This is a genomic window from Vibrio sp. YYF0003 (assembly GCF_036350715.1).
In the GTDB taxonomy this organism is placed as follows: Bacteria; Pseudomonadota; Gammaproteobacteria; order Enterobacterales; family Vibrionaceae; genus Vibrio; species Vibrio natriegens.
On the sequence record NZ_JAZDWA010000006.1, the window covers coordinates 27767 to 41028 of the forward strand.

The 13262-nt window shown below is 46.1% G+C and carries 11 protein-coding genes; 9 read left to right on the forward strand and 2 right to left on the reverse strand.

Annotation, left to right across the window (positions count from 1 at the left end):
- The first annotated feature begins 2 nt into the window (after positions 1 to 2).
- The 5 genes from oppC to V1U08_RS16995 all read left to right on the forward strand — a co-directional run bounded on the left by oppC (position 3) and on the right by V1U08_RS16995 (position 5452).
- The gene (oppC, locus tag V1U08_RS16975; RefSeq protein WP_020335663.1) at positions 3 to 905 is read left to right on the forward strand and encodes an oligopeptide ABC transporter permease OppC; all 903 of its coding nucleotides are present in this window, start codon (positions 3 to 5) and stop codon (positions 903 to 905) included.
- 25 nt (positions 906 to 930) lie between these two features.
- A complete protein-coding gene (locus tag V1U08_RS16980) occupies positions 931 to 1902 on the forward strand; it encodes an ABC transporter ATP-binding protein (RefSeq protein WP_014232524.1) in 972 nt (323 codons plus the stop codon).
- Complete coding sequence (gene oppF / locus V1U08_RS16985; protein WP_330471066.1) at positions 1899 to 2891, forward strand: murein tripeptide/oligopeptide ABC transporter ATP binding protein OppF; 993 nt, start codon at positions 1899 to 1901, stop codon at positions 2889 to 2891. Before V1U08_RS16980 ends, oppF begins: the two co-directional genes overlap by 4 nt.
- A 172-nt stretch (positions 2892 to 3063) precedes the next feature.
- On the forward strand, positions 3064 to 4014 hold the full coding sequence (locus V1U08_RS16990) for a glutathione S-transferase family protein (protein ID WP_065299951.1): 951 nt from the start codon (positions 3064 to 3066) through the stop codon (positions 4012 to 4014).
- Between the two features lie 163 nt (positions 4015 to 4177).
- Positions 4178 to 5452 carry an MgtC/SapB family protein gene (locus tag V1U08_RS16995; protein ID WP_014232521.1) on the forward strand — a complete coding sequence of 425 codons (1275 nt, stop codon included), beginning with the start codon at positions 4178 to 4180 and terminating at the stop codon, positions 5450 to 5452.
- Positions 5453 to 5529: 77 nt separating this feature from the next.
- On the opposite strand, the gene pta is transcribed toward V1U08_RS16995, so the two are convergent.
- Together pta and V1U08_RS17005 are read right to left on the reverse strand one after the other, a co-directional pair.
- Positions 5530 to 7674: a phosphate acetyltransferase gene (pta, locus tag V1U08_RS17000; RefSeq protein ID WP_014232520.1), complete on the reverse strand. Its 2145-nt coding sequence runs from the start codon at positions 7672 to 7674 to the stop codon at positions 5530 to 5532.
- 137 nt (positions 7675 to 7811) lie between these two features.
- The gene (locus V1U08_RS17005; protein WP_330471067.1) at positions 7812 to 9008 is read right to left on the reverse strand and encodes an acetate kinase; all 1197 of its coding nucleotides are present in this window, start codon (positions 9006 to 9008) and stop codon (positions 7812 to 7814) included.
- 345 nt (positions 9009 to 9353) lie between these two features.
- Between V1U08_RS17005 and yfbV the strand changes: the two genes are divergently transcribed.
- From yfbV to V1U08_RS17025, 4 genes are all read left to right on the forward strand, one after another.
- Positions 9354 to 9806, forward strand: a complete 453-nt coding sequence (gene yfbV / locus V1U08_RS17010; RefSeq protein WP_014232518.1) for a terminus macrodomain insulation protein YfbV — start codon at positions 9354 to 9356, stop codon at positions 9804 to 9806.
- A gap of 377 nt (positions 9807 to 10183) precedes the next feature.
- Positions 10184 to 11149: an ABC transporter substrate-binding protein gene (locus V1U08_RS17015; protein WP_014232517.1), complete on the forward strand. Its 966-nt coding sequence runs from the start codon at positions 10184 to 10186 to the stop codon at positions 11147 to 11149.
- A gap of 232 nt (positions 11150 to 11381) precedes the next feature.
- Positions 11382 to 12317, forward strand: a complete 936-nt coding sequence (locus V1U08_RS17020) for an ABC transporter permease (protein WP_330471068.1) — start codon at positions 11382 to 11384, stop codon at positions 12315 to 12317.
- Positions 12314 to 13108: an ABC transporter ATP-binding protein gene (locus V1U08_RS17025; RefSeq protein WP_020335660.1), complete on the forward strand. Its 795-nt coding sequence runs from the start codon at positions 12314 to 12316 to the stop codon at positions 13106 to 13108. The genes V1U08_RS17020 and V1U08_RS17025 overlap by 4 nt, the downstream gene beginning before the upstream one ends.
- The last annotated feature ends 154 nt before the right edge of the window (positions 13109 to 13262 follow it).

Below are 13262 nucleotides of genomic sequence, written 5' to 3' on the forward strand. Positions count from 1 at the left end.
TTATGTTAACGAAAAAAGAAAACCTAGAAGCGATTGAAAAATTCTCTGAGAACTTAGAGATTGAAGGTCGCAGTCTTTGGCAGGATGCTCGAATTCGCTTTATGCGTAACAAAGCAGCAATGGTGAGTTTATTTATCCTGGCTCTAATGACGTTGGCGGTGATTGTTCTGCCAATGATCGCACCTTATGCATTTGATGATACAGACTGGTACGCAATGCACGTTGCACCTAACGCTGACCACTGGTTTGGTACTGACAGCTTAGGTCGCGACTTGTACGTTCGTACGCTGATTGGTGGCCGAATCTCCCTAATGGTAGGGGTTATGGGTGCATTCGTAGCAGTTTTGATTGGTACGCTTTATGGCGCAGCATCTGGCTTCATTGGCGGTAAAGTTGACCGTATCATGATGCGTATCCTTGAGATCCTATACGCGGTACCGTTTATGTTCCTAGTTATCGTACTAGTAACCTTCTTCGGCCGTAACATTATTCTTATCTTCGTAGCGATCGGTGCAATCGCATGGCTGGATATGGCACGTATCGTACGTGGTCAAACGCTTAGCCTACGTAGTAAAGAGTTCATCGAAGCGGCACACGTTTGTGGTGTAAGTAACTGGAAGATCATTACTCGCCATATCGTACCGAACGTACTTGGTATCGTAGCAGTTTACTCAACGCTGCTTATCCCTAGCATGATTCTGACTGAATCATTCCTATCGTTCCTTGGTCTTGGTGTTCAGGAACCAATGACAAGTTGGGGCGCACTTCTACAAGAAGGTGCACAGACAATGGAAGTAGCAATCTGGCAGCTGGCATTCCCAGCCGCGTTCATGGTTGTGACTCTGTTCTGCTTCAACTACGTTGGTGACGGTCTGCGCGATGCGCTGGATCCTAAAGACAGATAATTACAGATAGATTAAGGAAGCAACGATGAGCTTATTAGATGTCAAAGATCTGCGCGTCGAGTTTACCACTCAAGATGGTATCGTAACCGCAGTAAACGATTTGAACTTTTCTCTTAACCAAGGTGAAACCTTAGGTATCGTAGGTGAGTCAGGTTCAGGTAAATCTCAGACCGTATTCGCAATCATGGGTCTGCTGGCTAAAAACGGTATCATTTCTGGTAGCGCAAAGTTTGAAGGTAAAGAGATCCTGAACCTGCCTGAAAAAGAACTTAACAAAGTTCGAGCAGAGCAGATCGCGATGATCTTCCAAGACCCAATGACGTCACTAAACCCTTATATGAAGGTAAGTGATCAGCTGATGGAAGTATTGATGCTTCACAAAGGCATGGGTAAAGCGGAAGCATTTGAAGAATCGGTACGTATGCTTGAAGCGGTGAAAATTCCAGAAGCCCGCAAGCGTATTACCATGTATCCGCACGAGTTTTCAGGCGGTATGCGTCAGCGTGTAATGATCGCAATGGCGCTGTTATGTCGTCCTAAACTGTTGATTGCTGATGAACCGACAACGGCACTAGACGTAACCGTTCAGGCTCAGATCATGGATCTGCTTAACGAACTGAAAGACGAGTTTAATACCGCAATCATCATGATCACGCATGACCTAGGTGTTGTTGCGGGTTCTTGTGACAAAGTATTGGTAATGTACGCTGGCCGTACAATGGAATACGGAACGGTTGATGAAATCTTCTATAACCCGAGCCACCCATACGCAGAAGGCCTGCTGAAGGCGATTCCTCGTTTAGATACTGAAGGTGAGATCCTGCCAACTATTCCGGGCAACCCACCAAACTTACTTCGCCTACCACCTGGCTGTCCTTATCAGGAACGTTGCCACCGTGTAATGGACCGTTGTAAGCAAGAAGCGCCAATTCTGACACCGTTTGGTGATGGTCGTCAGCGCGCATGTTTTTCGCAGTGGGAGGCTTGGAAAAAATGAGTGTAGATAAATCATTACTACTCGATGTTAAAGAACTTAAAGTTCACTTTAGCATTGCAGCAAAATCAGCATGGCCTTGGTCTAAGCCTTCAAACCTAAAAGCAGTCGATGGTGTTAATGTCCGTCTGTACGAAGGCGAAACTCTGGGCGTTGTAGGTGAATCAGGTTGTGGTAAGTCGACGTTTGCGCGCGCTATCATCGGCTTGGTAGAAGCGACTGACGGCGAAGTGGTGTGGCTAGGTCAAGACCTGACTAAGATGAAAGATGTTCAGCGTCGTGAAACGCGTAAAGAAATCCAAATGATTTTCCAGGATCCTTTGGCTTCTCTGAACCCGCGTATGACGGTTGGTGACATCATTGCTGAGCCGCTAGAAACCTTTTATCCAGAGCTTTCAAAGCAAGAGATCAAAGATCGTGTTAAAGAGATGATGGCGAAAGTAGGTCTGCTACCAAACGTGATCAACCGCTATCCGCACGAGTTCTCTGGTGGCCAGTGTCAGCGTATTGGTATCGCACGTGCACTTATCCTTAAGCCAAAAATGATCATCTGTGACGAACCGGTATCAGCACTGGATGTATCGATTCAGGCTCAGGTTGTGAACTTGCTTAAAGAGCTTCAGAAAGAGCTTGGTCTATCTTTGGTATTCATTGCACACGATCTGTCTGTGGTAAAACACATCTCTGACCGTGTTCTGGTTATGTATTTGGGTAACGCCGTAGAGCTTGGTGAAGCTGACGCACTATTTTCTGATCCTAAACACCCATACACGCGTGCATTGATGTCGGCTGTACCAATTCCAGATCCGAATATCGAACGTCAAAAGAAAATCCAAATGCTGGAAGGTGATCTTCCTTCGCCAATCAACCCACCATCGGGTTGTGTCTTCCGTACTCGTTGCCCACAGGCCACGGAAGAATGTGCGAAGACAAAACCGACGATTCAAGGTAACGATGTTCATGCGGTATCTTGTTTACACGTTCAAGTGTAAGTCATTCAGCCTGTGACGGGCTTAAGCGCGGCTCTTTAATTAGGGGCGCGCTTTTTTTATGTCTAACCGAGCACTTATTCAAATTTCTTGAACGTCATGTCCGAAGCCCGGTTGTTTTCTGTTCGTTACGAATCGCTAATATAGAGGAAAATAGAACGAGAGGAGAACGAAGATGGGTAAATTGGTCGAAGGTGTTTGGCACGACGTCTGGTACGATACGAAATCAAGCGGCGGTAAATTTGTCCGCGAAGACGCAGGTTTTCGTAATTGGATCAAGAATGAGCCGGATGCAGAATTCCAGCCAGAATCTGGTCGTTACCATTTGTATGTTTCTCTTGCTTGCCCCTGGGCGCACCGAACTCTTATTTTTCGAAAACTCAAAGGGCTAGAACAGCATATTGATGTCACGGTTGTTTGTCCTGACATGCTTAGCCAAGGCTGGCAGATGGGCTTACCTGAGCCATTGTTTGGCCATACGCGTATGCATCAAATTTATACCCAAGCTAAGCCAGACTATAGTGGGCGTGTGACCGTTCCTGTCTTATGGGATAAAAAAACCAATACGATCGTATCCAATGAATCTTCTGAGATTATCCGTATGTTCAACTCAGCATTTAATGAGTTAACGGGTAACGAAGATGATTACTACCCTGAACATTTGCAAGCCTCTATTGATGAGTGGAATGATTTTATCTATCCGAATGTGAATAATGGGGTTTATCGTTGTGGTTTTGCGACAACTCAGGAAGCGTATGAAGAAGCTTTTGATTCACTGTTTTCTGCGTTAGATAAAATTGATACGCATCTGGCGACACATCGTTATTTAACAGGCAATCAGATCACCGAGGCAGACTGGCGTCTGTTTACTACATTAGTACGTTTTGATGCTGTGTATGTTGGCCACTTTAAATGTAATAAAAAGCGCATTGCGGATTACACCAATATTCAGGGCTACTTAAAAGAACTCTATCAAGTAGATGGTGTGGCAGAGACAACGGATTTCTACCACATTAAACGTCATTACTATTTCAGTCATACAGGAATCAACCCAACACAGGTTGTACCAAAAGGCCCGGACTTAGATTTAGAGTCGCCTCACGGTCGTGAACCACTTTCAAATTAGCTCTTCTTATAAAGCGTCATTTTCTATGGCGCTTTGTTATTTCCTTACTAAAGCGATATGCACTAATGCGCTGTTTTATCGGTTATTTCCCCAAGCATCACAGATTATTCCAGTACATGACATAAACTAATGATATAGAACCGATCTTTTAGCGAGGTGAGGTATGGATATCAACGAGTTTGCATCTGGCGAGCATCAAATCTGGAATTTGCTGATTGCTCTTCTGTTAGGGTCGATAATTGGCATTCAGCGCGGATGGGTGAAGCGCAATAGTGTTGAAGGCAGCCGGGTCGCAGGTATTCGTACTTATTCTTTGGTCGGCTTGCTTGGTGGTCTGGTTGCAATTCTCGCTTCCCACTATTCCCCGTTACTGCTTGGCTTTGCTCTGATCGCGCTGGTGATTTTGGCTTGCATCGCGTTTTTTGTTAAGCAAAAGAACAGCGGTGATGTCAGTATCACTGGCTTAGTAAGTCTGCTGGTGACGTTCGTTTTAGGCAGTTTAGCGGTGGCTGGCGAAGCGGTACTTGCTGCATCCGCGGCCGTGATAACCGCTCTGGTTCTGGATAATAAGAGAGAGCTTCACGAGGCGTTGCAAAAGTTACAAGAGTACGAATTAGATGCAGCTCTGCGCTTACTTCTCATTTCTATTGTTTTACTTCCACTCTTACCTGATAAAACTTATGGGCCATGGAAAGCTTTAAACCCTTACGAGATATGGTGGATGGTCGTGTTGATCGCCAGTATTTCTTTTGTTGGCTACTTTGCGATTAAAATTGGCGGCGCGAAGCGGGGGATTTTATTTACGTCCGTTTTTGCTGGCCTCAGTTCTTCAACGGCATTGACCCTACAGTTTTCCCATCTGTCTCGTGAACAGCCTGCAATTAGCCCGCTGCTGGCAAGTGGCATCTTAATAAGTTGTGGAACCATGTTCCCACGGCTCTTGTTCATACTCTCTGTTATTAACCCTCCATTAGTGAAAATGCTTTGGCCAATCGTACTCGCGATGATGGTTGCACTTTACTTACCGGCTTGGTGGATATGGAGACGGTGTGAAATGGAAAAGGTGGAGCAATCAAATAAGCAAACTAATCCTCTTGCTTTGCAGTCCGCTCTCTTTTTTGGTGTTGTACTGGCGGTGATCATGTTGCTCTCACATGCGCTCTCAGATTGGTTTGGCGATGCGGGGGTTTTGATGCTCTCAGCAGTATCAGGTATCACTGATGTGGATGCAATTTCATTGGCTCTTGGTCGGCAAAGTGTCCTGCACTTGAGTGTAACCACCGCGGCGCTGGGTATCCTCATTGCCGCTTCGGTAAATACCATAGTGAAAATGGGAATGGTGGTGGCTTTAGGCGAGAGGAGGTTATGGCACCGAGTCGCGCCAGTGATGATCGGGTGTGTGATTGTCGGTGGGGTAATGTTCTTAGCTATTTCGTAACCAGCTCAGTAAACTCGCAACAAAAAAGCCCTCGACGAATCGAGGGCTTTGAATATTCAATCAAGCAGAGAAAAGAATTATTTCTGTTCTTGAGTTGCTTGGATTGCTGTTAGAGCGATTGTGTACACGATGTCGTCTACTAGCGCGCCGCGAGACAGGTCGTTTACAGGCTTGCGCATACCTTGCAGCATTGGACCGATAGATACTAGATCTGCTGAACGCTGTACTGCTTTGTAAGTTGTGTTACCAGTGTTTAGGTCTGGGAATACGAATACCGTCGCTTTACCTGCTACTGGAGAGTTTGGCGCTTTAGAAGCCGCAACGTTTTCCATGATAGCCGCGTCGTACTGTAGAGGACCGTCGATGATAAGATCAGGACGTTTCTCTTGAGCTAGTTTCGTCGCTTCACGTACTTTATCAACGTCTGCACCCTTACCAGATTCACCAGTAGAGTAAGAGATCATTGCAACGCGTGGGTCGATACCGAATGCAGCAGCAGAATCCGCTGATTGGATAGCGATTTCAGCAAGCTGTTCAGCCGTTGGATCTGGGTTGATTGCACAGTCACCGTAAACCAGTACTTGATCAGGCAGAAGCATGAAGAATACTGAAGAAACGATAGACGCATTAGGTGCAGTCTTGATGATTTGGAACGGAGGAACGATAGTGTTCGCCGTAGTGTGAACAGCACCTGAAACCAGGCCATCAACTTCGTTATTCTCAAGCATCATTGTGCCCAGGAATACTGAGTCTTGTAGTTTCTCACGAGCTACAACTTCAGTCATACCTTTCGCACCACGTAGCTCAACCAGGCGAGCAACGTAGTTTTCACGGATAGCATCAGCATCGATGATTTGAACGCCAGCGCCTAGCTCAACACCTTGTTGTGCAGCTACGCGACGGATTTCTGCTGGGTTACCCAGAAGCACACATTCTGCAATGCCGCGCTCAGCACAGATAGCAGCAGCTTTCACTGTACGTGGCTCATCACCTTCAGGAAGAACGATGCGCTTGCCAGCTCTACGAGCAAGTTCAGTTAGCTGGTAACGGAATGCTGGTGGGCTTAGACGACGAGACTTCTGAGTACCTTCAGTCATTGACTCGATCCAGTTACCGTCGATGTGACCAGCAACGTGCTCGTTAATGAATTCGATACGCTCTTTGTCGTCTGCAGGTACTTCAATGCTGAAGCTCTGTAGATTTAGAGAAGTCTGCCAAGTGTTGCCTTGAGCTTTGAAGATAGGTAGGCCTGTTTCGAATGCTGGCTTACATAGACCTTCAATTTCGCGTGGGATGTCGTAACCGCCAGTTAGCAGTACAGCACCGATGTCAACACCGTTCATCGCCGCTAGAGAAGCAGCAACGATTACGTCCGGACGGTCTGCAGAAGTAACAAGTAGAGAACCTGGTTTGAAGTGCTCAATCATGTTTGGCAGAGAACGCGCACAGAACGTGATGCTCTTGATGCGACGAGTGTTGATGTCACCTTTGTTGATGATATCAGCATTCAAGTGTTTCGCCATGTCGATAGCACGAGTCGCAATCAGGTCGATGCTCCATGGCACGCAACCTAGTACACGAATTGGAGAAGTGTTGAAGATCTCCATCACTTTCATTTCGTTTTGCTTCGCGCTGTCTGCATCGTCAAAGATTTCAGACAGGTCAGGGCGAGTACGGCCAGCTTCATCAACAGGTGCGTTTAGCTTGTTGATGATAACACCAGAGATGTTTTTGTTCTTAGTACCGCCGAAGTTAGAACATGCTACTTCGATGCGCTCTTTAAGCTGAGCTGGGTTATCCGTGCCAGGCGTTGCCACTAGAACAATTTCAGCACCAAGTGTTGCTGCGATTTCCGCGTTCACTTGGTTAGCGAATGGGTGCTTACGAGTTGGTACCAGACCTTCAATTAGAGTTACATCTGCATCTTTATTGATTTGGTTGTAACGCTCAACGATGGTTTCTAGCAGCTCATCCATGTTGTCGTTACCGATCAGGCTTTCAGCAACAGACATCGCCATAGGTTCGCCGATCTTCATATCGCTGTTGTGGCCAACGATAGTTGAAGTTAGATCCGGCTGATCGCCGCCACTGCGTGGCTGACAAATAGGTTTGTAGAAAGAAACTTTAACGCCTTTGCGCTCCATAGCGCGAAGAACACCCATGCTTACGCTAGTTAAACCAACACCAGCACTTGCAGGGATAAGCATAATAGTACGAGACATTCGTAGAGTACCTTTGCTATTGGGAGAGATAAAAGCTCAATTCTTATTCCATGATCTTCAAAGAATAGGAGCTGAGCCCCTAAAGAAAGCTCTTTGGAAGAAAAACTGGCTAGCCAATTGGCTAGCCAGTTTATGCATTAAAGACCTGCTAGGCGTGCAGTGTCTTCAGCAATCACAAGCTCTTCGTTAGTAGAGATTACCATTGCTGGGATACGGCTGTTCGTAGTAGTGATAGTGCCTTCGCCGCCGAAACGTGCTTTAAGGTTTGCTTCACTGTCTACTTCGATACCGAAGATACCTAGACGGTTTAGAACCATTTCACGGATAGGGCCAGAGTTCTCGCCGATACCGCCAGTGAAAGTGATCGCATCTAGACGGCCGTCCATTGATGCAGTGTAACCCGCTACGTATTTAGCTAGACGGTGACAGAACACGTCCATTGCACGCGTTGCTTCTTCTTTCTCACCGTAGTTGTCTTCAACGAAACGACAGTCAGAAGTCACTTCAGTCAGACCTAGTAGGCCAGACTCTTTAGTTAGCATCGTGTTGATTTTCTCAACAGAGTAGCCTAGTGCGTCGTGTAGGTGGAAGATGATCGCAGGATCGATGTCACCACAACGAGTACCCATTACCAGACCTTCTAGAGGAGTCAGACCCATAGAAGTATCTACTGATTTACCGTTTTTAACTGCACATACAGACGCGCCGTTACCTAGGTGACAGTTGATGATGTTTACTTCTTCAACTGGCTTGTTCAGTAGACCTGCAACTTCACGAGTGATGAATAGGTGTGAAGTACCGTGCATACCGTAACGACGGATGCCGTGCTCTTTGTACAGGTTGTATGGAAGAGCGTATAGGTAAGACTCTTCTGGCATTGTTTGGTGGAATGCAGTGTCGAACACAGCAACGTTTTTCAGTGCTGGGAAAGATTTTTGAGCTGCTTTGATACCGATGATGTGTGCTGGGTTATGAAGTGGTGCTAGTGTTGCACAGTCTTCGATACCTTTCAGTACGTCATCAGTGATAAGAGCAGACTGAGTGAACTTCTCGCCGCCGTGTACTACACGGTGACCGATAGCTGCTAGGTTTTCAGAAAGCTCTGGCTTAGAAGCAAGAATAGTTTCTACCATGAACGCTAGTGCTTCTTCGTGAGCTGCACCGTTACCTAGTTGAGCTTCGTGCTTGCCATCAAGTTTCCACTTGATACGAGCTTCAGGAAGGTGAAGACACTCAGCAAGACCTGATAAGTGCTCGTCGCCGTTCTCGGCATCAACTACGGCAAATTTAAGAGAAGAACTACCGCAGTTTAAAACTAAAACTAGCTTAGACATGTATGACTACCTGTTATTCGTCTGATCAAAATCAGTTAAAGAATGAAAAATTAATCACAAGAATAGTCGATACCAGCAAGGGTGCGTACTAATCTTGGTCAAAAATTGTTCTAATTCCATATAAAGATATAGTGATGAGCCCACTCATCACGATGACGCGTTCCTTGCAGATAGTGACCTCAGAGTTGCTTAAATTGTAAATAACGGCAACAATGAGGTTGAGGGCCTGCAAAGGATAGCGATAATGGGCAATGATAACAAAAAAAATTTGAAATAATATTAATTTTCATCAATTTTTTGCACCTTCAGTTGAAACGTTCAACTATTTTTTAGTGAGAGAGTGGTATGAGTAATAAAGTCGGATTGATCCATAGCCTGAAAGATGGCCAAAACTACATGGAGATCTGGCCGGTTCGTAAAGAGCTGAATGCCGTATTTCCAGAGCAGCGAATCATTAAAGCGACGCGATTTGGCATTAAAGTCATGCCAGCGGTTGCTGCGATAAGCGTCCTCACTCAAATGGCGTTTAACAACTATAGTGCGCTGCCTCAGTCGATCATTGTTGCCTTGTTCGCTATTAGTTTGCCGTTGCAGGGGATTTGGTGGTTAGGTGCCCGTTCAAATACTAAATTGCCTCCTTCTCTGGCTACCTGGTATAGAGAGCTGCACCACAAAATAGTTGAGAGTGGTTTCGCGTTAGAACCAGTCAAGACAAAGCCTCGTTACAAAGAACTGGCGTTAATCTTAAATCGTGCTTTTAGGCAGTTAGATAAATCCTCGTTAGAGCGTTGGTTCTAAACAAGCCAACATCGTGAAATTTAGAAAAATGGAGTGCGTACAAGCCACTCCATTTTTTGTGCTTCGTCCTGTTCAATAATCCTATCGATCCACTTCTTTTTGTCGCTTTTCGTTCACCCTGACAAAGATTTCCCTCTTTCCCGTTGATTTTGCACGACTCGATTACTACTCCGCGATCACAATTGTTGTTTTACTGTTAAATGTTTCTTTTCTTTACTGAGACTTAGTAGTAATAATAAAAATAAGATGCACAAGAAGTGCACAGCTAAATTTATTACAAACACAACAAAAAACGCCTTCCCATTTTGGGGCTTGCGAGCGTACACCAAAAGGTGAATGTTCGCAGAACAAGGACGAAGACACATCAAGGAGTTATGATGATAACGAAACGTTTACTTGCCACCGCAATTTTATCTGCGACTGCCGTTCTTTCTTCTGCTGGTGCTATTGCTAATACAGCGACTGTTGCGGTTTCACAAATTGTGGAACATCCAGCATTAGATGCTGCCCGTCAGGGACTCTTAGACGGCTTGAAGGCGAAAGGGTATGAACAAGGTAAAAACCTAGAGTTTGACTACAAAACGGCACAAGGTAACCCAGCTATCGCGGTTCAGATTGCTCGTCAGTTTGTTGGTGAAAGCCCAGATGTTTTAGTCGGTATCGCGACGCCATCTGCACAAGCTCTCGTCTCCGCAACGCGCTCTATCCCAGTTGTTTTTACCGCGGTAACGGACCCAGTTGGTGCAAAACTGGTTAAAACCATGGAACAGCCTGGTCAGAATGTGACTGGACTTTCTGACTTGTCGCCAGTTGCCCAGCATGTTGAGCTTATCCAAGAGATCCTGCCTCAAGTGAAAAGTATCGGTGTTGTCTTCAATCCAGGTGAAGCCAATGCGGTAACCTTGGTCGAACTTCTAAAAGTGAGCGCAGCAGCGAAAGGGATTGAAGTTGTAGAAGCAACGGCTCTGAAAAGTGCCGACGTACAATCCGCGACTCAGGCCATTTCTGCAAAATCTGACATCATTTACGCACCGACAGACAACACAGTGGCAAGTGCAATCGAAGGTATGATCGTTGCTGCGAACCAGTCTAAGACGCCAGTATTTGGTGGTGCCACATCTTATGTTGAAAAAGGCGCGATCGCTGGCCTTGGCTTTGACTACTACCAAGTAGGTGTTCAAACCGCTGATTATGTCGCGGCTATTCTTGATGGTCAGGAGCCGGGCAAACTAGACGTAAAAGTCGCAACAGGTTCTGACTTGGTGATCAATCAAGATGCTGCTTCTAAGCTAGGTATTCAAATACCGAGTTCAGTCGTAGAACGTGCAACAAGCATGCAATAAGTCACTTTTTTGGGGCGTATTCAACTCATTAGAGCAAGTTAACCGCATTGGCGAAAGTAATAAGTCATGTCATTGGCTTATTACTTCTCCCAAGAATGTTTAAACCTCTGAGCGAAGCTATACCTTGTTCGAATAAACTTAAGTTTGAGTTGAAAAGTTCGTCCTGACTTAAGTGAGAAGTCTTACTTTCAGATCCCGATATTGATCTGAACATGCAGAAAGGAGCCGTTTTATGTCTGCATTTGCATTTTTTGGCGCTCTTGAGATTGGCTTGATTTATGGGCTGGTCGCTTTGGGCGTATACCTCACGTTTCGTGTACTCGATTTTCCCGATCTAAGTGTTGATGGCAGTTTCCCTATGGGAGCTGCAGTTGCCGCGACAGCAATTGTTGCTGGAATTAATCCTTGGGTAGCCACAGGTATGGCGATTATAGCCGGTGCTCTGACGGGCTGGGTTACCGCGTTTCTGGCTGTCCGCTGCGGTATTTTGCACCTTTTGGCCTCAATTCTTACCATGATCGCCGCCTTTTCCATCAATATTCGTATTATGGGTAAGCCCAATATGGCGCTACTCGGCGAAGATACGATCCTGACACCGTTTGAAGCGATGGGCGACTCAATGTTCGTGCGTCCACTTGTGGTTGGGGTGCTAGTTTTATTATCAGCATTTTTTGTAGTTCGTTTGCTCAACAGTGACTTTGGCCTTGGTCTAAGAGCAACTGGCGTCAACGCCCGAATGGTTTCTGCTCAAGGTGCCAGCACAGGTTTTTACACCTTCTTTGGCTTGGCGTTATCCAATGGTTTCGTTGGCTTTGCCGGCGCCCTGTTTGCACAGACTAACAGCTTTGCCGACGTAACATCTGGGGTTGGTACCATTGTTGTCGGCCTAGCTGCGGTGATTTTAGGTCAGACCTTGATCCCGGGGCGCAAGATTTGGGTGGCAGTGTTAGCCGTTATCGTTGGTTCTGTTCTTTACCGTCTTGCCGTCGCGTTTGCTTTGAGCTCTGGAATGTTTGGCTTGCAGGCATCCGATCTAAACCTTGTTACTGCTGTGCTGGTTGCGGTCGCATTGATAGCACCAAAACTAAAACAGCGCATGAAAGCGAAACAACGAGTTTCAGATGCTAAACAGGCCGCATCTAAAAAAGGTTCAGGGGAGACATTATGATTGAACTCAATAATATCCAAGTGACGTTCAACCCTGGAACTATTCTGGAGAACCGAGCGTTAAAAGGGGTATCTCTAGAGGTACCTGAACATCAGTTTCTTACCGTCATTGGTTCTAATGGTGCTGGTAAATCGACGTTACTTGGTGCTACGACTGGTGAAACCCCGATGATTGGCGGGCAAGTGATTATCGATGGTAAAGACGTGACCCGACAAACCGTGGCTCAGCGTGCGACTCAATGTGCGCGGGTCTTTCAGGACCCATTGGCTGGTACTTGTGGCGAATTAACCATTGAAGAAAACATGGCACTGGCTTACATGCGTGGCAAAAAGCGTGGTTGGGGACTGGCACTCTCATCCCAGCGCCGAAAGTTGTTCCAAGACCGAATCAGTATTCTTGGTTTGGGATTAGAAGATAGGCTGGGGGATAGCATTGGCTTGTTGTCCGGTGGTCAACGCCAAGCGGTGAGTTTGGTAATGGCAACCCTGTCGGAAAGTAAGCTGCTGCTACTCGATGAACACACGGCGGCGCTTGACCCGCGTATGGCTGCTTTTGTTATTGATCTGACCAAACGTATCGTGAACGAGTTTAATTTAACCGTGATGATGGTTACCCACTCAATGAAAGATGCATTGGCTTGTGGTGACAGAACCGTGATGCTTCATCAGGGGGAAATTGTGCTGGATGTAGCAGGGGAACAAAGAGCAAATATGCAGGTACCAGATTTGCTGGAAATGTTCTCGAAAGTACGTGGTGAAGAACTGTCCGACGATAGTTTGTTGCTCAATTAGTCAGCACAGTACGTTACCTGACTTCGGTTATGGTTAATGATACCTACCGAACGTGATCCTCCTTGAGAAACGTGACTAACGGACCGTTTCACAAGGAGGATTTTTATTCTGGCTATAGTAAAGTCATCGCATATGCCCGCTACAGGAATATTTG